The 24,229-nt window shown below is 67.0% G+C and carries 25 protein-coding genes and 1 pseudogene; 18 read left to right on the forward strand and 8 right to left on the reverse strand.

Annotated elements, in window-relative coordinates; genetic code table 11:
* Positions 1–28 precede the first annotated feature (28 nt).
* Positions 29–1,192 (forward strand): MGDG synthase family glycosyltransferase, encoded by a 1,164-nt coding sequence (locus ISP14_RS12945; RefSeq protein WP_404540584.1) that lies wholly within the window; start codon positions 29–31, stop codon positions 1,190–1,192.
* Between the two features lie 2 nt (positions 1,193–1,194).
* The gene (locus ISP14_RS12950; RefSeq protein WP_404540587.1) at positions 1,195–1,728 is read left to right on the forward strand and encodes a hypothetical protein; all 534 of its coding nucleotides are present in this window, start codon (positions 1,195–1,197) and stop codon (positions 1,726–1,728) included.
* A gap of 83 nt (positions 1,729–1,811) precedes the next feature.
* On the opposite strand, the gene ykgO is transcribed toward ISP14_RS12950, so the two are convergent.
* The 4 genes from ykgO to ISP14_RS12970 form a co-directional block, all read right to left on the reverse strand.
* Positions 1,812–1,937: a type B 50S ribosomal protein L36 gene (ykgO, locus tag ISP14_RS12955; protein WP_007080705.1), complete on the reverse strand. Its 126-nt coding sequence runs from the start codon at positions 1,935–1,937 to the stop codon at positions 1,812–1,814.
* Positions 1,938–2,014: 77 nt separating this feature from the next.
* A complete protein-coding gene (locus tag ISP14_RS12960) occupies positions 2,015–2,926 on the reverse strand; it encodes a LysR substrate-binding domain-containing protein (protein WP_404540592.1) in 912 nt (303 codons plus the stop codon).
* Positions 2,927–3,201: 275 nt separating this feature from the next.
* Entirely contained in the window at positions 3,202–5,220 is a 2,019-nt protein-coding gene (locus ISP14_RS12965; protein WP_404540595.1) for an oxidoreductase, read from the reverse strand.
* 72 nt (positions 5,221–5,292) lie between these two features.
* Positions 5,293–5,550, reverse strand: coding sequence for an acyl-CoA-binding protein (locus tag ISP14_RS12970; protein ID WP_404540598.1), 258 nt, complete (start codon positions 5,548–5,550; stop codon positions 5,293–5,295).
* Between the two features lie 102 nt (positions 5,551–5,652).
* Between ISP14_RS12970 and cmk the strand changes: the two genes are divergently transcribed.
* The 13 genes and pseudogenes from cmk (at position 5,653) to bla (ending at position 17,340) form a co-directional block, all read left to right on the forward strand.
* Positions 5,653–6,333, forward strand: a complete 681-nt coding sequence (gene cmk, locus ISP14_RS12975; RefSeq protein ID WP_404540601.1) for a (d)CMP kinase — start codon at positions 5,653–5,655, stop codon at positions 6,331–6,333.
* Between the two features lie 170 nt (positions 6,334–6,503).
* On the forward strand, positions 6,504–8,177 hold the full coding sequence (gene rpsA / locus ISP14_RS12980; protein ID WP_404540604.1) for a 30S ribosomal protein S1: 1,674 nt from the start codon (positions 6,504–6,506) through the stop codon (positions 8,175–8,177).
* Between the two features lie 58 nt (positions 8,178–8,235).
* Positions 8,236–8,559, forward strand: a pseudogene (locus ISP14_RS12985) (integration host factor subunit beta); the annotation flags it as partial.
* 203 nt (positions 8,560–8,762) lie between these two features.
* The gene (locus tag ISP14_RS12990; protein ID WP_404540607.1) at positions 8,763–9,020 is read left to right on the forward strand and encodes a lipopolysaccharide assembly protein LapA domain-containing protein; all 258 of its coding nucleotides are present in this window, start codon (positions 8,763–8,765) and stop codon (positions 9,018–9,020) included.
* A complete protein-coding gene (gene lapB, locus ISP14_RS12995; protein WP_404540906.1) occupies positions 9,020–10,189 on the forward strand; it encodes a lipopolysaccharide assembly protein LapB in 1,170 nt (389 codons plus the stop codon). Before ISP14_RS12990 ends, lapB begins: the two co-directional genes overlap by 1 nt.
* Before the next feature lie 5 nt (positions 10,190–10,194).
* Positions 10,195–11,217: an MraY family glycosyltransferase gene (locus tag ISP14_RS13000; RefSeq protein WP_404540610.1), complete on the forward strand. Its 1,023-nt coding sequence runs from the start codon at positions 10,195–10,197 to the stop codon at positions 11,215–11,217.
* Entirely contained in the window at positions 11,204–13,102 is a 1,899-nt protein-coding gene (locus ISP14_RS13005; protein ID WP_404540612.1) for a polysaccharide biosynthesis protein, read from the forward strand. Before ISP14_RS13000 ends, ISP14_RS13005 begins: the two co-directional genes overlap by 14 nt.
* The gene (gene galU, locus ISP14_RS13010) at positions 13,103–13,978 is read left to right on the forward strand and encodes a UTP--glucose-1-phosphate uridylyltransferase GalU (protein ID WP_404540615.1); all 876 of its coding nucleotides are present in this window, start codon (positions 13,103–13,105) and stop codon (positions 13,976–13,978) included.
* A gap of 4 nt (positions 13,979–13,982) precedes the next feature.
* Positions 13,983–14,150: a hypothetical protein gene (locus ISP14_RS13015; RefSeq protein WP_404540618.1), complete on the forward strand. Its 168-nt coding sequence runs from the start codon at positions 13,983–13,985 to the stop codon at positions 14,148–14,150.
* 175 nt (positions 14,151–14,325) lie between these two features.
* Positions 14,326–15,624 carry an NAD(P)/FAD-dependent oxidoreductase gene (locus ISP14_RS13020; RefSeq protein WP_404540621.1) on the forward strand — a complete coding sequence of 433 codons (1,299 nt, stop codon included), beginning with the start codon at positions 14,326–14,328 and terminating at the stop codon, positions 15,622–15,624.
* Positions 15,621–15,980 carry a tRNA-binding protein gene (locus tag ISP14_RS13025; protein WP_404540623.1) on the forward strand — a complete coding sequence of 120 codons (360 nt, stop codon included), beginning with the start codon at positions 15,621–15,623 and terminating at the stop codon, positions 15,978–15,980. Before ISP14_RS13020 ends, ISP14_RS13025 begins: the two co-directional genes overlap by 4 nt.
* A 1-nt stretch (position 15,981) precedes the next feature.
* Positions 15,982–16,416, forward strand: coding sequence for a GNAT family N-acetyltransferase (locus ISP14_RS13030; protein WP_404540625.1), 435 nt, complete (start codon positions 15,982–15,984; stop codon positions 16,414–16,416).
* 42 nt (positions 16,417–16,458) lie between these two features.
* Complete coding sequence (gene bla / locus ISP14_RS13035) at positions 16,459–17,340, forward strand: subclass B3 metallo-beta-lactamase (RefSeq protein ID WP_404540628.1); 882 nt, start codon at positions 16,459–16,461, stop codon at positions 17,338–17,340.
* Positions 17,341–17,352: 12 nt separating this feature from the next.
* Here the strand turns inward: bla and ISP14_RS13040 are convergent, their stop codons facing one another.
* Entirely contained in the window at positions 17,353–18,285 is a 933-nt protein-coding gene (locus ISP14_RS13040) for an MBL fold metallo-hydrolase (protein WP_404540631.1), read from the reverse strand.
* Positions 18,286–18,474: 189 nt separating this feature from the next.
* Between ISP14_RS13040 and ISP14_RS13045 the strand changes: the two genes are divergently transcribed.
* Positions 18,475–19,374 carry a sulfotransferase family protein gene (locus tag ISP14_RS13045; protein WP_404540634.1) on the forward strand — a complete coding sequence of 300 codons (900 nt, stop codon included), beginning with the start codon at positions 18,475–18,477 and terminating at the stop codon, positions 19,372–19,374.
* Between the two features lie 21 nt (positions 19,375–19,395).
* Here ISP14_RS13045 and ISP14_RS13050 read toward each other — a convergent pair whose 3' ends face one another.
* The 3 genes from ISP14_RS13050 to ISP14_RS13060 all read right to left on the reverse strand — a co-directional run bounded on the left by ISP14_RS13050 (position 19,396) and on the right by ISP14_RS13060 (position 22,455).
* Positions 19,396–20,862 (reverse strand): DHA2 family efflux MFS transporter permease subunit, encoded by a 1,467-nt coding sequence (locus tag ISP14_RS13050; protein WP_404540635.1) that lies wholly within the window; start codon positions 20,860–20,862, stop codon positions 19,396–19,398.
* Positions 20,859–21,647: a DUF899 domain-containing protein gene (locus ISP14_RS13055; RefSeq protein ID WP_404540639.1), complete on the reverse strand. Its 789-nt coding sequence runs from the start codon at positions 21,645–21,647 to the stop codon at positions 20,859–20,861. Before ISP14_RS13055 ends, ISP14_RS13050 begins: the two co-directional genes overlap by 4 nt.
* Positions 21,648–21,753: 106 nt before the next feature.
* Positions 21,754–22,455: a pirin family protein gene (locus tag ISP14_RS13060; RefSeq protein WP_404540643.1), complete on the reverse strand. Its 702-nt coding sequence runs from the start codon at positions 22,453–22,455 to the stop codon at positions 21,754–21,756.
* 170 nt (positions 22,456–22,625) lie between these two features.
* On the opposite strand from ISP14_RS13060, the gene ISP14_RS13065 reads away from it, so the two are divergent.
* A complete protein-coding gene (locus tag ISP14_RS13065) occupies positions 22,626–22,889 on the forward strand; it encodes a DksA/TraR family C4-type zinc finger protein (protein ID WP_404540646.1) in 264 nt (87 codons plus the stop codon).
* 161 nt (positions 22,890–23,050) lie between these two features.
* On the forward strand, positions 23,051–24,190 hold the full coding sequence (locus ISP14_RS13070) for a hypothetical protein (RefSeq protein ID WP_404540648.1): 1,140 nt from the start codon (positions 23,051–23,053) through the stop codon (positions 24,188–24,190).
* Positions 24,191–24,229: the final 39 nt, after the last annotated feature.

Consider the following 24,229-nt stretch of genomic DNA (forward strand, 5'->3'; position numbering starts at 1 on the left):
GTGCGGGTGCCTGACTACGGATCGCCACATGCCCAAGCAGAAGATACTGTTTCTCAGCGTCTCCGCCGGTGCCGGGCACGTCCGTGCCGCCGAGGCCCTGCGTCTCACCGCCGAGGCGGAGTTTCCGCAGCTGGAGACCTTGCACCTGGATGCGATGGACTACGTGCCATCCACCTTCCGCAAGGTCTACACCGACTTCTACATCACCTTGGTGAACAGCTACCCCACGTTGTGGGGTGTGCTGTACCAGCGCAGTTCCGAGGCCGATCCGGACGGGCCGATGCAGAAACTGCGGCGAGCCATCGAACGGCTCGGCACGGGGGACCTGCGCAAGGCGATCGAGGCGTTCGCGCCGGACGCCATCGTCTGCACCCATTTCCTTCCCGCCGAGATCCTGATGCGCGAGATACGGCGCGAGCGGATGAAGGTGCCGGTCTGGGTGCAGGTCACCGATTTCGACCTGCACGGCATGTGGGTGATTCCATGCATGACGGGGTACTTCGCCGCCAGCGACGAGATCGCGTTCCGCATGCGGGCCAACCGCATCGACGCCGCGCGCGCGCATACCACCGGCATTCCCGTCATGCCGTCGTTCACCGTGCCGCAGGACAGGCAGGCCTGCGCGGCGCGCTTCGGGCTCGATCCCGGCAAGCGCACCATCATGTTGATGGGCGGCGGTGCCGGTGTCGGCAAGCTCGATGAAGTGGCCGCCGGGCTGATGCGCCTGGAGCACGACTTCCAGTTGCTGGTGCTGGCCGGGCGCAACGAGGCGGCGCTCGCACGGCTCAAGGTCCACGCCGCAGAACATCCCAAGCGGCTGTTCCCGTTCGGCTTCACCAACGAAGTCGCGCAACTGATGGCCTGTACCGACCTGGTGGTCACCAAGCCCGGCGGCCTGACGACCTCCGAGTGCCTGGCAATGGGGATTCCCATGGTGGTGTATGCGCCCATCCCCGGCCAGGAGGAGCGCAACGCAGACTACGTGCTGGAGCAGGGCGCCGCATGGAAGGCGATCGACCAGGTCTCGCTGGAGTACAAGGTGCGCCAGCTGCTGGCCGAACCGGATCGGCTGGCAAGGATGCGCGAGTGTGCGCGCCGGCTCGGACGGCCGCAGGCGGCGCGGCGCGTACTGGAAACGGTGCAGGCCGAACTTGGCTGCGCCGATCTCACCGTCGCAGCGGTGGATGCCTGAGCATGCGGCATCCCACAGGGGCGCGCGTGCGCGGTGATGGCGCGGAGCTGGTGTCGGTGCGTCCCGCGGTCCTGTTGATGACGGTGGGCTGGGTGCTGCTGCTGGCGTTTTTCTTCGCCAACGTCGAAATCCAGATCGAAGGCGCCGCCGGCTGGGCCGCCAACCTGCCGACCTGGCGCATCCAGCACCATTGGCTGCTCGACATCTTCTGGGGTGGCCGGCCGATGACGGGTTACCACGCCTGGCTGTTCCCGTGCATGGCCTTGTTCTTCCACTTTCCGCTGATCTTCACCGGTAGATGGAGCTGGCGTGCGGAGGCCCGCGTATTCGCTTGCATCATGCTGTTCTGGATCGCCGAGGATTTCCTGTGGTTCGTGCTGAACCCGGCCTACGGCGTGATGCATTTCGCGCCGCGCTACATCCCCTGGCATATTCATTGGTGGGGGCCGGCGCCTAGCGATTACTGGGTCTCGCTGGGCTGGTCCGCCGTCTTGTTCTGGTTATCGTACCGTCGACCGGCAAGTTCGCGAGGCTGATTGCCTGCCGTCTGGCAGGCTGGACAACAGGCACAAAAAAGGCCGCGCAGGCGGCCTTTTTCATCGACGCGTCCGCACTGCAATCAGCGCTGACGGGCCTTGAAACGCGGGTTGCTCTTGCAGATCACGAACACCTTGCCACGACGGCGCACGATCTTGCAGTCGCGGTGCCGCGCCTTGGCGGACTTCAACGAGTTAAGCACCTTCACGGCCAGCTCCTGATACCAAACGGAAAAACGCAGCGCGCGAGTATAACCTGCTGAATAGCCAACTACAAGTCGGCCGGTCAGCCGCCGTGGGCGGCCGCGGACGCTTCCACCGTGGCGAGGAATTGCGCCAGTACCGGCGAAGGATCGCCGGCGCGGCTGGCCACGGCCAGCAGCAGGTGGGCTGCCTCATCGGCCAGCGGCACGTAGCTGACCCCGGCCAGTTGTACCGCCCGCATCGTCGCCGGTACCAGCGCGAGTCCCACGCCGGCGGCGACCAGGGCGAGCAGGCCGTTGATCTGCTGGGTCTGCTGCACGATGCGGGGCTGGAAGCCGGCCGCACCGGCCAGGGTCGTGAGCCGGTCGTGCAAGGTGGCGGCCAGTTCGCGGGGTTGCGAGACGAAGGCCTCGTTGACTACTTCGGCCATGCGCAACGCGTCGCGTGTGGCCAGTGGATGGTTCGAGGGCAGGGCGAGCAGCAGGGGCTCGCGATCGAGCACACGCAGCTGCAGCTGGCGCGAGTCCTGTAGGTGGCGGGGCAGGTCGCGCACGAAGCCGACATCGATCTCGTTGGCCAGCAGGGCGGCGAATTGCGGCTCGGTGTACATCTCGCACAACTGGATGTCGACCTCGGGAGCCGCCTGGCGATGGCGCAGCAAGGTGCGTGGCAGGGCGGGATGGAACGACACCGACAGCGTGTAGGCCAGCCGCAGCTGGCCGCTGTGGCCGGCCGCGACCGCCTTGGCGCGGCTGCGCGCCTGTTCGGCCTGGGCCATGATCTGGCGTGCTTGCTCCAGGAAGACCTGTCCGGACTCGGTGAGGGCGACCTTGCGTTTGCTGCGCTCCAACAGGGACACGCCCAGATCCCGTTCCAGCGCCTGGATCTGCTGGGACAGCGGTGGTTGGGAAATGTGCAGGCGGATCGCCGCGCGGGTGAAGCTCAACTCTTCGGCGACCGCGATGAAGTAGCGCAATTGGCGGAAGTCGAACATATATGGATTCCATATAAATATCGTTCTAAATATATATTAGATACTTGAACGCGTCGCTCATAAAATAGCTTCCGTCCCACCATCACCCCCCTCCCCCGATGGTGGCGACCCTCGCCTCGCAGCGACGCTAGACACGATACTGGCCACCTCCCCCCGGGCCCTATCGATGCGTCGCTTCGCGAGGCGTTTTCTTTGGGCACGTGCCAGGCTCGGCGCCCGCCGGACGGGCACAGCAGGTAGCGCGTATGTCGTCCGTGGCAGATGGCCGGGCGGGTTCAGAGCCGGCAGGCCAGCCGCGTCCCCTGGTCGACGGCGCGTTTTGCATCGAGTTCGGCTGCCACGTCGGCGCCACCGATCAAGTGGGTAGTCACGCCCATGGCCGCCAGCGCATCGGCCAGGCGGCGGTCGGGTTCCTGGCCGGCACAGATCACCACGTTGTCGACCGCCAGGATCTGTGACTTGCCGTCAACGGTGACGTGCAGGCCGTGGTCATCGAAACGCTCGTAGGCGACCTTGCCCAGCATGGTCACGCGCTTGGCCTTGAGCGTGGCGCGATGCACCCAGCCGGTGGTCTTGTTGAGGCGGGCGCCGGGGCGGCCTTCGCTGCGCTGGAGCAGCCAGACTTGCCGCAGCGGGGCTTCGGGCTGCGGCGGCTGGAGGCCGCTGCGGTTCGCGAGCTGTGTGTCCACCCCCCATTCGCTGGCCCAGCGTGCCACGTCCGTGCTGGGGGAGGGCTGGTGTTCGACCAGGAATTCGGCCACGTCGAAGCCGATGCCGCCGGCACCGATGATCGCCACCCGCGGGCCTACCGGCCGATCATGCGCAAGCACGTCGAGATAACCCAGCACGCGCGGGTCGTCGCTGCCCGGAAAACTCACGCGACGCGGCATCACGCCGGTGGCAATCACGACCTCGTCGTAGCCGGCGGCCTTGAGCGACGCGGCATCGGCCTCGACGCCCAGCTGAAGTTCGACGCCGGTGTCGGCGAGGCGGTGGTGGAAATAGCGCAAGGTCTCGTGGAACTCCTCCTTGCCCGGAATGCGCTTGGCGTAGTTGAACTGGCCGCCGATCCCGGCAGCGCGGTCGATCAGGGTGGCCGCATGGCCGCGCTCGGCCAGCGTGGCGGCGCAGGCCATGCCGGCCGGCCCCGCGCCCACCACGGCGATGCGCTTGCGCCGTGGCGTCGGCTCGATCTTCAGCTCGGTCTCGTGGCAGGCGCGCGGATTGACCAGGCAGCTGGCGCGGCGGTTCTGGAACACGTGGTCCAGGCAGGCCTGGTTGCAGGCGATGCAAGTGTTGATGCGTTCGCCGCGACCCGCCTTGGCCTTGTTCGCCCATGCCGGGTCGGCCAGCAGCGGCCGCGCCATCGACACCATGTCGGCATCGCCTCCGGCCAGCACGCGTTCGGCTACTTCAGGCATGTTGATGCGGTTGGTGGCGACCAGCGGGATGTTTACCTCGCCCTTCAGTTTCCTCGTCACCCAGGCAAAGCCGGCGCGCGGCACACTGGTGACGATGGTGGGCACACGGGCCTCGTGCCAGCCGATGCCGGTGTTGATGATGCTGGCGCCGGCGGCCTCGATGGCCTTGGCCAGCGCCACGATCTCTTCCAGGTCCTGCCCGTCCTCGACCAGGTCCAGCATCGAAAGCCGGTAGATGATGATGAAGTCGCGGCCCACGGCCTCGCGCGTGCGACGCACGATTTCCACCGGAAAGCGCATGCGCCGTGTCGCGTCGCCGCCCCAGGCGTCGTCGCGGCGGTTGGTGCGCGCGGCGATGAACTGGTTGATCAGATAACCCTCCGAACCCATCACCTCGATGCCGTCGTAGCCCGCCTCGCGGGCCAGCTGCGCGCAGCGCACGAAATCGCGGATGGTGCGCTCGACACCGCCGGCCGAAAGCGCCCGCGGCGTGAACGGGGTGATCGGCGACTTGATCCGCGATGGCGCCACCGACAGCGGGTGGTAGCCGTAGCGTCCGGCATGCAGGATCTGCATGCAGATGCGTCCGCCTTCGGCATGCACTGCGTTGGTGAGCTTGTGGTGGCGCGGCTTGTGCCAAGGCATCGTGAGGCGGCCACCGAAGGGCTTCAGCCAGCCCTGGAGGCTGGGCGCGATGCCGCCGGTTACCATCAGACCTACGCCACCACGCGCGCGCTCGGCGAAATAAGCGGCCAGCTTGTCGTAGTCGGCGGCCTTGTCCTCCAGCCCTGTATGCATCGAGCCCATCAGGATGCGGTTGGGCAGGGTGACGTGGCCCAGATCGAGCGGGGCGAACAGGTGGGGGTAATTCATGGCGCGCCCGTGTTCAAACGATCGTATGAATGTGCCCGTTGCGAAGCGCGGACGCAAGCGGCCATCAGGGACTCAGGCCTGCAGCTGCTCCACCAGGGCGATATAGCGGCGCATCGCCTCGTCCTGCGGCAGGCCGCGCAGCTTCAGCCAGGCCTCGTGCTTGGCGGTGCCCACGAAATCGAAGAAGCCGGGTTGCTTGCCCTGCGCGTCGCCCTCCGAGCCCTGCTTGTAGAGCGCGTAGAGCTTGAGCAAGGTGTCGTTGTCGGGACGGTACCCCAGCCGCTTCACGTCCTCGGCGGCCTGATCGAATGCATGGCGAAGGTCATTCATGGCGGACTGGCGAGGGAGGCGGCGCGAAATTTCGCCATGGTACGCGATGCCGCGCAGGCCGGCGCGATACCATGCGAACCCTTCGCCCGACCTGGACCCGTCATGAGCCGAACCGCTCCCGTTCCCGTGCTGACCATCGATGGCCCCTCGGGCTCGGGCAAGGGCACGATCAGCCGGCGGGTGGCCGAATACCTGGGTTGGCGCCTGCTCGACTCGGGCGCCTTGTACCGGGCGGTGGGGTACGCCGCCGGGGCGGCCGGGCTGGACTTGTCCGACGCCGAGGCGGTGACCCGTTGCGCGCAGAACACGAAGATCCGCTTCCAGCCCAGCGCCGACGGCAGCGACACCCGCATCCTGGTCAACGGCCACGATGCCACCGAGGAACTGCGCACCGAGACTGCCGGGGCGGCCGCCTCGGCGATCGCCTCGATCGCCCCGGTGCGGCAGGCGTTGGTGGAGCTGCAGCTGGGCTTCCGCAAGGCGCCGGGCCTGGTGGCCGACGGGCGCGACATGGGTACGGTGATCTTCCCCGATGCGCCGTTCAAGGTGTTCCTCACCGCCAGCGCCGCCGAACGGGCGAAAAGGCGCTATAAGCAGTTGAAGGAAAAGGGGCTCAGCGTTACACTATCGAGTCTTCAGCGCGAGATCGAAGCGCGTGACCATCGCGACGCGTCGCGAACGGTCGCGCCGCTCAGGCCCGCGGCGGAGGCCGTGCTGGTGGATACCACCGGCATGGGCATCGACCAGGTAGTCGCAAAAGTTCTCGCCGTCGTGCAGCCCTGAAGGGGCTGGCACGGCGGTTTCCGTTCCCCGGCCATTGAGGGCGGGGGGCTCAACCATGGTGACGACGGGCGTTCCGCAAGAGCGTTCCGAAGGCACCCCAACCGGTGGATCGTTGCCGATACAGACCCCGACGGGGCATCGCAACCATCCTTTCCCATTCTGGAATCAACATGACCGAAAGTTTTGCCGAACTGTTTGAACAGAGCCAGCAGGCCATCGCCAAGCTGAAGCCCGGCGCCATCGTCACCGGCATCGTGGTGGAAATCCGCAACGACGTCGTCGTGATCAATGCGGGCCTGAAGAGCGAAGGCATCGTCCCGATCGAGCAGTTCAAGGGCGAGGATGGCACCCTCGAGGTGAGCGTTGGCGATCCCGTGAAGGTGGCCCTCGAGGCCCTGGAAGACGGCTTCGGCGAAACCAAGCTGTCGCGCGAGAAGGCCAAGCGCTCGATGGTGTGGGACGACCTCGAAGAGGCGTTCGACAAGGAAGAGACCATCAAGGGCATGATCTCCGGCAAGGTCAAGGGCGGCTTCACCGTCGACATCAAGGATGTCCGCGCGTTCCTGCCGGGTTCGCTGGTCGACGTGCGCCCGGTGCGCGAGCCGACCTACCTCGAGGGCAAGGAACTCGAGTTCAAGATCATCAAGCTGGACCGCAAGCGCAACAACGTTGTGGTCAGCCGCCGCGCCGTCGTCGAGACCGAGTTCTCCGCCGAGCGTGAGCAGCTGCTGGAGCGCCTGGTCGAGGGTGCCGTGATCAAGGGTGTGGTGAAGAACCTCACCGACTACGGCGCGTTCGTGGACCTGGGTGGCATCGACGGCCTGCTGCACATCACCGACATGGCGTGGAAGCGCGTGCGTCACCCGAGCGAAGTCGTCAACGTCGGCGACGAGCTGGAAGTGCGCGTGCTGAAGTTCGACAAGGAGCGCAACCGCGTTTCGCTGGGCCTGAAGCAGCTGGGCGACGATCCGTGGGTGAACATCTCGCGTCGTTACCCGGTGGGCTCGCGCCTGTTCGGCAAGGTCTCCAACGTCACCGACTACGGCTGCTTCGTCGAGATCGAGCCGGGCGTCGAGGGTCTGGTCCACGTGTCCGAGATGGACTGGACCAACAAGAACGTCAACCCGGCCAAGGTGGTGCAGGTCGGCGACGAGACCGAAGTGATGGTGCTGGACGTGGATGAAGAGCGTCGCCGCATCTCGCTGGGCATCAAGCAGACCCGCTCCAACCCGTGGGAAGCCTTCGCCGCCATGCACAAGAAGGGCGACAAGGTTTCCGGCCAGATCAAGTCGATCACCGACTTCGGTGTGTTCATCGGCCTGGAAGGCGGCATCGACGGCCTGGTGCACCTGTCCGACATCTCCTGGCAGATGTCCGGCGAAGACCTCGTGCGCAACTTCAAGAAGGGCGACGAGATCGAGGCCGTGGTGCTGGCGGTGGATCCGGAGCGTGAGCGCATTTCGCTCGGCATCAAGCAGATGGAGCAGGATCCGTTCGGCCAGTTCATGGCCAACCATCCGCGCGGCACCATCGTCAACGGCACGGTGAAGGAAGTGGACGCCAAGGGTGCGGTGATCGACCTGGGCGAGGGCGTGGAGGGTTACATCCGCGCCAACGACATCGCCAAGGAGCGCATCGACGACGCCACCCTGCACCTCAAGGTGGGCGACAAGGTCGAGGCCAAGTTCACCGGCATGGACCGCAAGGGTCGCCAGCTGTCGCTGTCGATCCGCGCCAAGGACGAAGAAGACGTGCAGGAAGCGCTGGCCGAGTACTCTTCGGCGGCCGGTGGCACGACCAAGCTCGGCGCGCTGCTCAAGGAGCAGCTGAACAAGGCCGACTAAGCGTTGCGCAACGGGTGCGGGGCGGCCTGGCCGCCCCGCACCACGCAGTGCAGAAACACACGTCGCGGACACGGGGACCATGACCAAATCCGAATTGATCGAGGCGCTGGCCAGGCGCCAGACCCATCTTGCGTTTGCCGATGTGGAGCTGGCGGTCAAGAGCGTGATCGAACAGATGAGCCTGGCGCTGGCCGAGGGCGAGCGCATCGAGGTACGCGGCTTCGGCAGCTTCGCCTTGCACTACCGGCCGCCGCGCATGGGGCGCAACCCCAAGACCGGCGAATCGGTGGCCTTGCCCGGCAAGCACGTGCCGCATTTCAAGCCAGGCAAGGAACTGCGGGAACGCGTCAACCTGCGGCTGGAAGAGGCCGTGACCGGCTGAAGCCATACGCGAAACCCGATGGCACGAGGGCAGGCGGCGCGAGCCGATCCTGCCTTTTATTTTGCGTGCGTCCATGAGCGCGCACGTCGAGCCTGCGGCCATTCCTGGCCGCACTGCTCATTTCCGGCCTCACGACTGAATCGCAACATCATGGCCGGGCCTGCTTGCTGTGCCATGCACGGACGATCGGGTAAAGTCGCCCGATGCGATTGATCGTGATCCTCGTCCTTGTGTTCTTCGCCGCCGCCGGCGTGGTGGTGGGTGCGCTCAACGCCGACCTGGTCGGCTACGACTTTGCTTTTGCGCGCCTGCAATTGCCCAAGGGAGCAGCGCTGCTGGCCGCACTGGTGGTCGGCTGGCTGCTGGGCGGGCTCAGCGCATGGCTGGGGGTGAGCATGCGACACCGGCGCCTGCAGCGGCAGCGACGCAAGGAGGCCGGCAAGAAGCCGGTCGGCGCATGATGTCCTGGTACGCGCTGCTGCCCTTGGCGGCCGTCGCCTTCGCGCTGGGCTGGTGGGCTTCGCGCCACGCCAGTGCGCGGCGATCCGGCGCGGCGGTCAACGAACTCTCCTCCGACTATTTCCGCGGCCTGAACTACCTGCTCAACGAAGAACAGGACAAGGCGATCGAGGTGTTCCTGCGCCTCGCGGAGTACAACCGCGACACGGTGGAAACGCATCTCGCGCTGGGCAACCTGTTTCGCCGTCGCGGCGAAGTGGACCGGGCGATCCGCCTGCACCAGCACCTGGTCTCGCGCCCCAATCTGTCCGAGCCGATGAAGACCGTGGCCTTGCTAGAACTGGGCGAGGACTACATGCGTGCGGGCCTGCTCGATCGCGCTGAAGCGCTGTTCAGCGACCTGGTGGCGATGAATGCCCATGCGCCCTCGGCGCTGCGCCACCTGATCGCGATCTACCAGCACGAACGCGACTGGAACAAGGCGATCGAGCACGCGCGCCGGCTGGAGGTGATGACCGGCGAGGACGAGGCGCCGATGATCGCGCAGTTCTACTGCGAACTGGCCGACCGTTCGCGCCAGCACGGCGCCCGGGTCGAGGCGCGCGACTATCTCGAGCAGGCTTTCCACTGCCAGCCCGATTGCGTGCGCGCCTGGATGCTGACCGGCCGGCTGCAGGCCGAGGAAGGGCAGCATGCCGAGGCGGTGCAAGCCTACGAGGCCGCGATCGGCGCGGACATCGCCTTCGTGCCCGAGATCTTGCCGCCGTTGTTGAACAGCTATGCCTGCTCGCAGCAGATGGACCGTGCCGAACGTTTTCTGCGCGAACTGCTGGAGCGTTACCACGGCATCTCGCCGGTGCTGGCGCTGACCCAGCTGTACCAGCAACGCGACGGTCAACGGGCGTCGGTAGGTTTCCTCACCGCACAGCTGCGCCAGCGCCCCTCGGTGCGCGGCCTGATGGCGCTGATCGATGCCACCATGGACCGGATCGAGGGCGAGGCGCGCGAGAACTTCTTGATCCTGCGCGACCTCACCCGGAAGCTGCTGGAAGGGCAGGCGATGTATCGCTGCAGCCGTTGCGGCTTCGGTGCCAAGGCGCACCACTGGCAGTGCCCAAGCTGCAAGAGCTGGAGCACGATCCGTCCCATCCACGGCGTCGCCAACGAGTGACGTTCATGGCCAGGGCCATCGGATGGTTGCTGCTGTCGTTCCTCATTGCGTGGCTGTCAGCGCGCGCGGCGATAGCCTACGCACATCGTCGCGGCATGCTGGACCGTCCCGGCCAGCGGCGTTCGCACAGCATCCCCACGCCGCGCGGGGGCGGCATCGGCATCGTCATCGCCGGCCTGGTCTGCCTGCCGGGCGTACTGCTCGGCTCGACGGCGCCCTGGTCGCCCCTGCTGGTGGCCGGATTGCTGGTGGCCCTGTTGCTGGTGGCGCTGGCTGGCTGGTGGGACGACCACAGCTCCCTGCCGATCCTGCCGCGCCTCGGTGCGCAGCTGCTGGCGGCGCTGCTGTTCGCCGCGGCCCTGTGCGTGGGCGGCCTCCCGTGGTGGTGGCTGCCGGTGCTCCTGTTGGCCGGAGCCTGGAGCATCAATCTGCACAATTTCATGGACGGCATCGATGGCCTGCTGGCCCAGCAGGCGATATTCGTGGGTACCGGACTGGCGTGGCTGGCGTGGGGCGCCGGGCAGCCGGGGCTGGCCTTGGCCGCGGTTTGCCTGGCCACGGCCAGTCTTGGCTTCTGGTGCCTGAACCGTGCGCCCGCGCGCATTTTCATGGGGGACGTGGGCAGCGGCAGCGTGGGGCTGCTGATCTTCGCTTTCACGGCCATGCTGTGGCGGACCGACGCGCAGCTGCTGTGGCCGGCGCTGATCCTGTCCTCGGCCTTCGTCACGGACGCCAGCCTGACCCTGTTGACGCGCTTTCTGCGGGGGCGGCGCTGGTACACTGCGCATCGCGAGCATCTGTACCAGTGGCTGGTCAGGCGCGGTTTCACGCATGCCGGGGGAGGCATGATCTACATGACATGGAACCTGCTGTTCGCCGCGCCGCTGGCCTGGTTGGCCGGGAGTCATCCTGGCTCGGGCTGGCCGATTACGATGGGTGCCTATCTGGCCGCAGCGGGGCTCTGGCTGCAGCTGAAACGTCGCTGCCTGCGACGCCACTCGCTAAGGGAGCACCATGTCGCTGCGTAGGCTCGTAGGCATCATTCATCCCCGCGTGGCGGTCATGCTGCATGACCTGGCCATGGCTGCGCTGGCCTGGTGGATCGCCAAGCTGCTGCGTTACGCGGTGCGGCCGGAAGACGTGGTGCACTTCCGCTGGTTCGAATTCCCCGTGGTGCTGTTGGCGCAGGGGCTGATCTTCCGCTGGACCGGCCTGTACAAAGGCGTCTGGCGCTTCGCCAGCCTGCCGGACCTGTGGAACATTCTACGTGCCACGGTCGTCGGCTCGGTGGCGGTATGGCTGCTGCTGTCGATGTTCGACCGGCTGGAGGGCGTGCCGCGCTCGATGCTGCTGCTGTACCCGGTGGTGCTGGCGACGGTGCTGGGTGTGCCCCGGCTGGCCTACCGATACTGGAAGGACAGCCGTCTTGGCATCGCCGGGGAGCGCTCGGTCCGGCGCGTGCTGATCCTGGGCGCGGATCGCGCCGGTGAGGTGCTGTCGCGCGACCTCCGTCGCGACGGCGGTTACTTGGTGGTGGGTTTCCTCGACGACCGCCCCGCGATGCGCGGCGCCAGCATCAATGGGCATCCGGTGCTGGGCTTGTTCGAGCAGTTGCCGGAGATCACCCGTGAGGCGGCGGTGGAAATGCTGCTGATCGCCCTGCCGAACGCGAGCGTGAGCGAGATGCGCCGGGTGGTGGCCTTGTGCGATGCCAGCGGTCTGCCGTACCGCACGATTCCGCGGCTGGAAGATGTGGTCGCCGGTCGCGCGCAATTCAACGAAATCAAGGAAGTGGCGATCGAGGACTTGCTCGGCCGCGACACCGTGGAGCTGGACTGGACCGCGATCCGCGAGACGATCGGCGGCCGGCGTGTGCTGGTCACCGGCGGCGGCGGCTCGATCGGTTCGGAACTGTGCCGCCAGGTGGCGCGGCTGGGTGCGCAATCGCTGGTCGTGGTCGATCACAGCGAATACAACCTCTACCAGATCACCCGCGAGTTGCGCGCGAATTACCCGGAGCTGCTGCTCGAAGGCGTGCTGGCCAGCTGCGGCGACAGCGTGCTGATGCGCAAGGTGCTGGCCGAGACGCAACCGCAGGTGGTGTTCCACGCCGCCGCCTACAAACACGTACCGATGCTGCAAGGCCAGCTGCGCGCTGCCTTCCTCAACAACGTGCTGGGCACGCGCACGATGGCCGACCTCTCGCGCGACGCCGGTGTCGAGTGTTTCGTGTTGATCTCCACCGACAAGGCGGTCAACCCCACCAGCGTGATGGGCGCTTGCAAGCGCATTGCCGAGATCTGGTGCCAGAACCTCAACGCGCATGCCGACACCCGCTACATCACGGTGCGCTTCGGCAACGTGCTCGATTCGGCCGGTTCGGTGGTGCCGCTGTTCCGCCAGCAGATCCGCGCCGGCGGTCCGGTCACCGTGACCCACCCGGAAATTTCGCGTTACTTCATGACCATCCCCGAGGCCTGCCAGTTGATCCTGCAGGCGGCCAGCCTCGGCAACGGCGGCGAGATTTTCGCGCTGGACATGGGCGAACCGATGAAGATCCGCGACCTCGCCGAGCAGATGATCAGGCTCGCCGGCAAGAAGCCGGGCAGCGAGATTCCTATCGTCTACACCGGCCTGCGCGCGGGCGAGAAGCTGTTCGAGGAACTGTTCCATCCGCTGGAGCAGTACAGCGCCACCACGCATGCCAAGATCTTCCTCGCCCAGCACCGCCAGGTTTCCTGGGACCTGCTGCAGGCGATGATGCACAAGGCGGCCGAGATGGTCGCGACGGACAACGACGAAGAGCTGCGGCGCTGCGTCTCCGGTCTGCTGCCTTCGTTCCGCTGGAGCGAAACGGCACAGCCGGACAACGTGGTCTCGATCCGTCGCCAGGAAAACACAGGAGAGAAGTGAGTGAGCAAGCCGTTGCGCAAGGTGGTGTTCCCGGTGGCCGGTCTGGGCACGCGTTTCCTGCCCGCCACCAAGGTGGTGGCCAAGGAAATGCTGCCGGTGCTGGACAAGCCGCTGATCCAGTATGCGGTGGACGAGGCCGTCGACGCCGGCGCCGACACGCTGATCTTTGTCACCAACCGCTACAAGCACGCCATCGCCGACTACTTCGACAAGGCCTACGAGCTGGAGGCGAAGCTGCAGGAGAAGGGCAAGGACGCATTGCTCGCGCTGGTACAGGGCACGCTGCCCAGGCATGTGCGCGCGATCTTCGTCACCCAGCCCGAGGCGCTCGGCCTGGGCCATGCCGTGCTGTGTGCCAAGCCGGTGGTGGGCGACGAGCCGTTCGGGGTGATGCTGCCTGACGACCTGATCTGGAACGGTGCCGGCAAGGGCGCCCTGCGCCAGATGGCCGAGGTCGGCGAACGGGAAGGCGCCGGCGTGATCGCGGTGGAAGAAGTGCCGCACGAGCAGACCGACAAGTACGGCATCGTCGATGCCGTACCGGTCGACGAGCGCAGTGCGCACATTCGCCACATGGTGGAGAAGCCCAAGCCGGCCGATGCACCGTCCAATCTCGCCGTGGTGGGCCGTTACGTGTTGCCGGGGCGCATTTTCGAGCTGTTGGAACGCACCACGCCCGGTGCCGGCGGCGAAATCCAGCTCACTGACGCCATCGAAGCCTTGCTCAAGGAGCAGGCCAAGGTGCTGGCGTACCGTTTCGAGGGTACCCGTTTCGACTGCGGCAACAAGGCCGGCCTGGTGCGCGCCACCATGCACATGGCGCTGCAAGACCCTAGCCTGGCGCCGGTGGTGCGCGAGATCGCTGCCACGCTTTGACGCGATGGCCGTCCATCGCAGGCCGTTGCGCCTGCGCGCGGAAATTCAGCAGGCGGCTGGCACGCGCCTGCTGAGCGGTGCTGCCAGCGTCGTGCTGATGGACAAGCTGCGGCTGAACCCGCATCCCGGCGCAATCTTCGGTGCGGATATCACGCACCTGCCAACATGCTGAAGGCGCCGGTATCTCATGGCGTTCCACGACATGTGGAGCGCCGGCAGCTTCGGCTCCTGGGTGTCGAACGTCTCCGCGCGGCCCATCTTGCATTGCCGTGGCGGTCGGATGGCGATGCCTGGCGCAGTGAATGGGCTATGCTCGGGCGCTTGCCGTCGCACAGGGGCGTTCGCGCATGAAGCAACCACCGGTTCCGTCGTACTACCGCGCCACGGCCGCGCCATATGAGGCGTATGCGCCGCTGTCGGGGCGACAGGAAACGCGCATCGCCATCGTGGGCGGCGGCTATGCGGGGCTCAACACCGCGCTGGGCCTGGCCGAGCGCGGCGTGCGCGACGTAGTACTGCTGGAGCGCGAACAGATCGGCTTCGGCGCCTCGGGTCGCAATGGTGGCTTCGTGTTTGCCGGCTACTCGCTGGGTGAGCAGGCCTTGCTCCATCAACTGGGCGAAAAGCGCGCCCGTGCATTGTTTGGTCTGACCACGAGCGCGGTGCAGCGCATCCGCGAGCGCGTGGCGAAGTACGCCATCGCCTGCGACGCAGTGGACGAGGGCGTGATCTGGGCCAACTGGTTCCGCGATCCCCGCGTGCTGCGCCAGCGCCAGCAGTTGCTGGCCGAATACTACGACGTGCACTGGGACTGGCTGTCAAAGGATGCGTTGCGCGAACGCGTGTCGAGCGACCGCTATTACGACGGTCTGTTCGAGCGCAATGCGCTGCACCTGCATCCGCTGAACTACGCGATCGGCCTCGCCGCCGCGGCCAGCGGGCAGGGCGTGCGCATCCACGAAGAAAGCGAAGTGTGGCGTCTGCGGCGCGAGGGCTCGCGCTGGCTGCTCAGCACGCCGCAAGGCGAATTGCTGGCCGAACAGGTGGTGCTGGCCTGCGGTGGCTACCTCGCCGGTCTCGACAAGCGCATCGACCGCGCCGTACTGCCCATTGCCACCTATGTGATGGTCACCGAGCCGCTGGGCGAACGCCTCGCTGCGTGCCTCGGCACGCGTGCCGCGGTCTACGACAGCCGCTTCGCCTTCGATTACTACCGGCCGTTGTCGGACACCCGTCTGCTCTGGGGCGGCCGTATCTCGATCCGCAATCGCTCGCCGCAGGCGGTGCAACGCCTGCTCGGGCATGACTTGTCGCGGGTGTTCCCGCAACTCCGGGGTGCGAAGATCGACTACGCATGGTCCGGCCTGATGAGCTACGCGCGCCACCAGATGCCACAGCTGGGCCGGGGCGAAGGCGGGGACGCCGGCCTGTGGTGGGCACAGGCCTTTGGCGGCCATGGCTTGGCGCCCACCTGCGCGGCGGGCGAACTGCTGGCCGCGGCGATCGCCGAGGGCGACGAGGGCTGGCGCCAGTTCGCGAATTACGGGCTGGCCAGCGTGCACAAGCCGTTCGGCCTGCTTGCCGCGCAATGCAACTACTGGTGGCAACAGGCGCGCGACGGATTCAAGACGAGGCTGGAAGGATGAGCGAGACAAAAGAGACGGACCAAATCAGCGAGATCGACTGGGCCGACTTCGAGAAAGTGCTGATCGTGGCCGGCACCGTGACCAGGGTGGAAGCCTTCCCCGAGGCGCGCAAGCCGGCGTGGAAGGTATGGGTCGACTTCGGCCCCTGGGGCGAGAAAAAGACCAGCGCGCAGATCGCAGCCTTGTACCAGGCCGAGGACCTCGTCGGCCGGCAGATCGTAGGTGTGATCAACTTCCCGGAGAAGCAGATCGGCCCGTTTCGCTCGCAGTTCCTGCTCACTGGCTTCCCCACGCCCGAGGGCGTGGTGCTTACCGCGATCGAGCGCCCGGTGCCAAACGGCACGAGGCTGGCCTGACGTGACCTTGTTGCGCCTGGCGCGTATCGAGGACGCCGAAGAGGTCGCGCGACTGGCCGGCGAGCTCGGTTATCCGGCGGACGAGGCAGCGATGGCCGCGCGGTTGCGCGCCATCCTGGCGTTGCCGCTGCACCGTGTGATGGTGGCCCAGGACGAACACGACCACTTGCTCGGCTGGATCGCGGTCGAGCGCCGGTTCACGCTGGAATCGGGCGAACGCATCGAGATCGTAGGGCTGGTGGTGGACGCCGCGGCACGGGGTACCGGCGTCGGCCGGGCACTGGTGGCGGATGCCGAGCAGTGGGCCAGGAAGCAGGGCCTCGACGCGATCGTCGTGCGTTCCAACGTGGTGCGCGAGCGTTCGCACACGTTTTATCTCGGCGGCGGCTATCGATTGCGCAAGACGCAGCACGTCTACGCCAAGACATTGGATTAGCCGCATGCATGCGGCGCCACCTCTCGACTACAAGGAAGTCTCATGAAAATCCCGATGCGCTTATGGGTTCTCTGCGCGCTCACGCTGGCCGCCACCGGTGCCCGCGCCGCCTCCGACGACCGTGGCTGGAGCAGGCCGGAGCAGCCCTTCCGCATCTACGGCAACACCTGGTACGTGGGCACGCATGGCCTGAGCGCCATCCTGATCACTTCACCGCAAGGCCACGTGCTGATCGATGCCACGCTGGCGGAGAACGCGGGACTGGTCGAAGAAAACATCCGCAAGCTCGGTTTCCGCCTGAGCGACATCAAGGCGATCCTCAACTCGCATGCGCATTTCGATCATGCCGGCGCGATTGCCGCGCTGGCGGCCGCCAGCGGCGCGCCGGTGTATGCGAGCCGATCCAGTGCCGAGGAGATGATGGCCGGCGGCGACTACGCGGGCGACCCACAGAATGGCGAAGCACCGCATTATCCGAAGGTGGCCAGGGTAGCGGTGGTGAAGGATGGCGGGACGGTGCAGGTGGGCGGCACCATGGTGACCGCGCACTACACCCCGTGGCATACGCCGGGAGCGACTACCTGGACCTGGCGTTCCTGCGAAGGGAAGCGCTGCCTCGACGTGGTCTACGCCGACAGCCTGACCGCCTTCACCAACGACGTCTACCGTTACAGCGATCCGGCTCATCCGGAGCGGGTCGCCGGTTTCCGCAGGAGCTTCGATGTCGTGGCCGCGTTGCCTTGCGACGTGTTGATCACCACGCATCCGGATGTCAGCAGCTTCCTCGACAAGGTGGCGCAGCACCGGGCCGGCAAGCAGCCCGATCCTCTGTTCGACAGCCATGCCTGCAAGGCGCTGGCGGAGGCGTCCGCCGCGAAGTTCGAGGCCAAGCTCGAACAGGAAGGCGAAGCAGGCCGTCGCTGAGCAACGAGCCGCTCAGGGGAGGCTGTCCACCCATACTTCCAGGCCCTGGGCGTTGAGTTCCACGTCCATACCCAGGAGCGCCTGCAGTTCCTCGCGCGAACCCTGCCAGCCGTGCGCGGCGAGGCGTTTGGCGTAGAGATCGGCGAGGGCTTGCTTCAGCCGTTGGTGGCGCTGACTCCCGGGTAGCCCGCGCATCTCGCGGGCGAGGCTGGCCATCGCGTCGATCTGCGCGTGCAGGTCGTCGGCGAGCTTCGGCACGTTGCCGATGCGGCCGTAATGGGTGAGATACATCGCCGACGGGTTCAGCGCGACGAGACGGCGGATCGAGGTATGCAGCGCCTCGGGGTCGAACTGCACCGGCGACGTGGTGGGCAGGATGTAGGGACCGTTGGCGCTGTCGAAGTCGCGGTAGGACAGGCCGAACACGTCGCCCGTGAAGCAGCTGTTGCTGCGCACGTCGTGCACCGTGAGGTGGTGCCTCGCATGGCCGGGCGTGTCGAGGCAGTGCAGGGCGCGCCCGGCGAGGTCGACGACGTGGCCGTCCGCTGCCTCGACCACGCGCTCGGCGGGCACCGGCCGCAGGCGGCCGTAGGTCGATTCCATCACGCTCTCGCCATAGACCTCGCTGGCGCCGGCCCACAGTTTCGACGGGTCGATCATGTGCCGCGCACCGCGCGGATGCACCACCAGCCTCGCGTTCGGCAGGTGCGCGATCAGCTCGCCCGCGCCGCCGGCGTGGTCCAGGTGCACATGGGTGAGGATCAGCCAGTCCACCTCCGCCGGCGTGAGGCCGGCATCGTCCAGCGCGGCCAGCATGCGTGGCACCGCATGGTTGGTGCCACAGTCGACGAAGGCACCACGACCGCGTTCCACGATGAGGTAGGCGGCGTCGAAGCGCGGCCGCACGAAGCCGGTGTCGATGGTGTGGATGCCTTGTGCCGTCATGCCCGCTTCCGTCGCAGTGAATGGTGCAGCGTAGCAAAAGCCCCCGTCGCGCTCCGTTGAACCTTGGTCGAACCGAGTCGTTTTCACGCGCTTGGCCTGGAGTCCGGCGAAGGTGTCAACCGCGCGTAAGTTCGTACGTTAGCGTTGAACCAGATCGTGCGACATCAGCACCAGCACAGGGCTCACCCCATGCAACGCATCTTCATCGTCGGCTGCCCGCGTTCCGGTACCACACTCGTGCAGGCGATGCTGGCGCGCCACCCGACCGTGCTGACCTTGCCGGAGACCGCGTTCTTCGAGCACCTGTGCGGGGACCTCAAGTGGCGCTGGGGCGATCGCGACGCCAGGCCGCAGCGGCGGCGCCTGCGGCAACGGCTGGGATTCGCGCACAAGCGGACGTATGAGGCGCTGGACAAGCTGCAGCGTCGCCTGTCGTGCGAGACCGCGCACCTGCCGAGGCCGCTGCGCACCGAAAGCTGCGTGCGCCGCTTCGTCGACCTGCTCGACGCGAGTGCGCAGGCCGAGGGACGTACGGCCTGGATCGAAAAAACGCCGTACCACCTGCTGTACATCCCGGAGATCGAACACCACGTGCCGGATGCGCGCTTCGTGCATGTGATCCGCCCGGGGGAGGATGTGCTGGCCTCGATCGCGGACGCCAACCTGCGCTACGAGAACAACAACGCCTTCGGCGGCGGCACCGTGCAATGGTCGCGGCGCTGGAACCGCGCCGCACAGATCCATCGCGAGCATGCACGGCAACCGCATCATCACTTCGTCTTCCTCGACGACCTGACCCGCGACATGCATCGCGAGTGGCGCCGCCTGTGCAGCTTCCTGCATCTCGATGGCGCAGCCGAGCTCGATGCCAGCTGCGATCAGTCGATCGCCGACCTGAGCAGCGAGCCGTGGAAGCGCGAAGCGCTCAGCGGCCAACCCAGCCAGACGCGGCGCAAGGTCGAAGGCTTGTTCGGGCCGAAGATGCGGGAGTGGCTGCACCAGCAGTTGACGCCCTACGAGGAGTTGCGCCGCAGTTGCCAGGGCGACGGACAGCGCACCGAGCGCAAGGTGCGCTACCTGTCGCGCTGAAGCGCATCCCGCCAGCGCGGCTCAGGGTTCTTCCGCGGCCTGGGATGGGGGCGCTTCATGCGATGAAGCCGGGTGCGGGCGGGGGCGCAACAGGCCGCCACCCAGCAGTGCCGCGGCCGCGGCGAACAGCGCGCCGACCAGGAAGGCCGACTGGTAGCCGCCCACCAGCGCATCGGCCTGGGCGACGCCCGCCGCCAGCAGATGCCCGCTGCGTGCCGCGGCAAGACTGGCCAGCACAGCCAGGCCTAGCGCGCCACCCATCATGAAAGCAGTGTTGACGATGCCCGAGGCCAGTCCGGATTCTTCCGGAGACACGTCGCCCATCGCCGCCAGCAACACCGGATTGAACGCGATGCCGGCGCCCAGGCCGAGCAGCAACATGCCAGGCAACACATCCAGCGCGAAATGGCCGCCCGCCGGCGCGCGCGCGAACAGAGCGAGCCCCAGCGCCGCCAGCAGCAGGCCCGCCGCCAATGGCAGGCGGATGCCAAAACGCATCACCATCTTCGCCGACAAGCCCAGCGAGAAGGCGGCCATGATCAGGTTGGCCGGCAGGAAGGCCAGCCCCACTTGCAACGGGCCGTAGCCAAGCACCAGCTGCAGGTACAGCGCGGAGAGAAAGAACCAGGCAAACATCGCCGCCGCCCACAGCACGCCGGTGATGTTGGCCACGGCGAGGTTGCGCAGGCGGAACAGACCCAGCGGCATCAATGGCGCGCGCACCCGCGCCTCGATGGCCAGGAAGGCAGCGAACAACACCACCGCTACGCCGAGCAGGCCCAGCGTGCGTAGCGACAGCCAGCCCGCCGCATTGCCGTTCACCACGGCATACACCGCCAGCAGCAGCGCGGTGGTGATGCTGACCGCCCCGGCCACATCCAGATGCCGGTGCGCCAACGCCACGCGCAGCGTCGGCAACAGGCGCAGCGAGAGCAGCAATACTGCTGCGCCGATCGGCAGGTTGATCAGGAACACCCAGTGCCAGCTCAGTGCACCGGTCAACGCACCGCCGAGCAACGCGCCGAGGCTGCCGCCGCCAGAGCAGACGAAACCGTACACGCCCATCGCCTTGGCGCGGTCGCCGGGTGTAGTGAACAGGTTCATGATCAGCGACAGCGCCACCGCGGTGACTACCGCACCACCCAGGCCTTGCACACCGCGTGCGACTACCAGCATCGCCTGCGTGGCGGACAGTCCGCAGGCCAGCGAGGCCAGCGTGAACAGGGCGATGCCGAGCAGGAACAGCCGTCGATGGCCATACAGGTCACCCAACCGGCCGCCCAGCAGCAGGAAGCCGCCGAAGGTGAGCATGTAGGCGTTCACTACCCAGGCCAGGTCGGCCTCGGTGAAATGCAGATCGGTGCGGATCGACGGCAGCGCCACGTTCACCACGGTGGTGTCCAGCACGATCATCAGCACGCCAAGGCACAGCACGGCGAGCGCCAGCCAACGGCGGTCGTGCGGCGTGGTGGAAGCGGTTGCGTTCAAGGGGTATCTCCGCAGCAGGAATGGACCGCCGGGGCGGGCATTTGCCCATCATCGTAGCGATCGTGCAGGCGCAGCCAGTTCATGCCCTTGCCATCGAGGTCGGGCATGCCGTCCCAACCCTCGCCACGGCCGAATGGCGTCAGGTCGAGGTAATGGTGGGTGGTCAGCAGCATGTCCAGCCCACGGGCGTAGCTGGAATAACTGTGGAAGACGCGCTCGCCATCGCGCAGGAACACGCTGACGCCGGGCAGTTCGCCCGCGAGGTTGCCGGTTTCGCCGCGAGCGAGCATCTCGACCTTGTCGCGGTAGTTGTATTCCACCGGCGCTACCGATTCGTCCTGACTGACATGGAAGTCGTAGTTGAAGTCGCTGCCCCAGGACGAATACCACGGCAGCGTCCAGCCCATGCGCGCCTTGAAGCGTTCGAGTTCTTCCAGCGGCGCGCGCGAAACCAGCGCCAGCGTGGTGCCGCGCTCGTGCAGATGCGCGAGGTGGCCGATGTTGTCCGTCAGAAAAGAGCAGCCGGGGCAGCCTTCGCCGCGATCGCGGTGGAACATGAAGTGATACACGATCAGCTGGTGCCGGCCTTCAAACAGACCGAGCAAAGTGGCTTCGCCGTCCGGCGTGTCGAACAGGTAGGGCTTTTCCACCGGCACCATCGGCAAGGCGCGCCGTTGCGCATTCAGCCGGTCCAACATGCGGGTGGCCTCCTTCTCGGCGGCCAGCAGCTGCTTGCGGGCGGCCAGCCAGGCGTCACGGCTGGCGATAGGGGGAAGTGGCAGCATCGTTCGTCTCCAGGCTTGGGGGTTCCTGGAGACGACGAAGCAGGGAGGTCGGTATCGACAATCCCCGCGATCTGCCCGGCTGCCGCCACGGAAGCCGGGCGCCGATTCAGGCGGCCGCGTCCACCAGTACCAGTTCGGCATCCTCCAGCGCGGTGACGCGCAACGTGGGTTCGTCGCGGATCGCCGCGCCGTCGCGGGCTTCCAGCTTCACACCGTTCAGCTCCACCGAACCGCGTGCCGGCACGAGATAGCCATAGCGGCCCGGGGCCATGGCGTATTCCGCTGTCTCACCGGCTTTCAGCGTGGCGCCCAGCACGCGCGCATCGGTGCGCAGGGGCAGGGCGTCGGTGTCGTCCGGGAAGCCGCTGGCCAGCGCCACGAAACGCCCGGCGCGCTCGCCCTGAGGGAACGGCCGGGTGCCCCAGGACGGCGGCTGGCCGTGCGTGTCGGGGATGATCCAGATCTGGAAGATGCGCGTGGTCGTGTCTTCCAGGTTGTACTCGGCATGGGTGATGCCGCTGCCCGCGCTCATCACCTGCACGTCGCCCGCCACGGTGCGACCCTTGTTGCCGAGGCTGTCCTGGTGGCTGACCGCGCCCTCGCGCACGTAGGTGATGATCTCCATGTCCGCATGCGGATGCGGCGGGAAGCCGGTGTGCGGCGCGATGGTGTCGTCGTTCCACACGCGCAGCGCGCCCCAGCCCATGCGCGCCTGCTCGTTGTAGCCGGCGAACGAGAAATGGTGCTTCGCGTTGAGCCAGCCGTGGTCGGCGCCGCCGAGGCGGTCGAAAGGCCTGCGTTCGATCATGGGAATGCCCTCATGGATGGATGCGCAAAGCATGGAACGCGGCGCGATCGAGGGGAACAGGCTTGCAGGGAACGGACTGTTGCCGCCACGCGACCAGTCCCGCCGTGCTGGAAATCCCGTCCATGCGGCCGCATATTCCCGTGACAGCCATCGTGCATGCGGAGGTTCCCATGGCTACCGGATGGGCCGGCGACGGCGCCGTACAGGATCAGATCGACGCCACCGTGGCCGACGCGGTGCAGCGCGCCCGCGACCAGTTGAAGCGCGGCCCGGGCCTTGCCCGTTGCGAGGAATGCGACGCGCCGATTCCCGCCGCGCGTCGCAAGGCCGTGCCCGGCGTGCGCCTGTGCGTGGCCTGCCAGGAGGCGCAGGACGCCGAACGCGGCGCCAACCTGTACAACCGCCGCGGCAGCAAGGACAGCCAGCTGCGCTGAGGTTCCGGAATCGCGCGGGTGCATCGCATTCCGCCGCCGGGACGGCACGCGTTCATGCACTGCCCAGCCTGCCTGGGCGACACTTCGCCTCTTTGTCCGACACGAGGCGTGTGACATTGCCTGACAGGTTCATCCCCCGCCGAGCGGGACATAGGCTGCTGGTGGCCGGCGTGTTGCTGGCTGGCAGCGTCGCGGCCATGCCGGGCCATGCAGCGGGCAAGCGGCACGACGCTGCGCCGGCACCGGTCTCCGTCCATATCCGCGGCGACCGCATGACGTTGCGCGTGGCCAAGGCGCCGCAGGTCTATCTCGCGGGTACCTTCAACGCCGCGGCCGTGCAGCAGGTGCAGCAGCTGCTGCAGTCAGGCAAGGTGTCGCCCGGGGCGGACGTCTACCTGGATTCGTCCAGCGGCGATGTCGCCGCCGGCATGGAACTGGGCAAGCTGTTCCGCGCTGCCCGCCTCAACACCCATCTCGGGACATGGCACACCGGGACGGCGCCGGCGCTGCCGGCCACCTGTCTGGATGCCTGCGCCTACGCATGGCTCGGCGGCGTGTATCGCTGGTCGCCCAGCGGCGCCGACCGCATTGGCCTGCACGAGGCATCGTTGCCGGGGGCGGATCCCGCCACGCCTGGGGCGCCGTCGCCGCAGGATCCGCGCAACTACCTGGAGTCGATGGACGTGCACCCGGCGGATTTCGCCCAGGTGCTGGCCCCGGCGGTCGGCGGCATTGTCTGGTGGAACACAGAGAAGCTGGTGCCTGCGCAGGTGGCCAACAACGGCCGGCTGCCGCTGGCGGCGTCTTACCAGAAGACGCCTGGTGACGCTCCGCAACTGGTGCTGACGCAGACGGTGCGTGGCAACCAGAATCAGGTCACCTTGCAGTGCGCGCCTGGCCAGATCAGCGTGAGTGCGCGTTACGCCGTGGGCGACGAGCGCGCGCAGCTGCTTGCCGCGCGCGCGATGGACGCCAACTTCGTGGTGGGCGAGCAGGCCTGGCAAGCGCACCAGGGCGAGCGTCCTCATGCGGAAGGCGACGCGCTGGTGTTCACGCGCCAGCTGCCGTTCGCGCAACTCGCGTCCGTGCTGCAGACGGTATCGCTGGGTGTCTGGGTCGAGATCACCGGCAGTCCGGTGCGGCTGGGCTTCTGGATCGCACCGTCGCAGGTCGAAAAACTCACGCAACCGTTCTATGCGGACTGCCAGTCACTGCAGCCGGGCTACGTGCCGCCGAAGGCGCCGGCCGGGCAGGGCAAGCCGTCGTTCTGGAAGAAGATCTTCGGTCGCAAGCAGCAGTAAATATCGCAAGGTGGGCGTTGCAGACCCGCGCTTCCGCCG

Origin of the sequence: Dyella agri (assembly GCF_044904705.1) — a bacterium.
GTDB classification, from domain to species: domain Bacteria; phylum Pseudomonadota; class Gammaproteobacteria; order Xanthomonadales; family Rhodanobacteraceae; genus Rhodanobacter_A; species Rhodanobacter_A agri.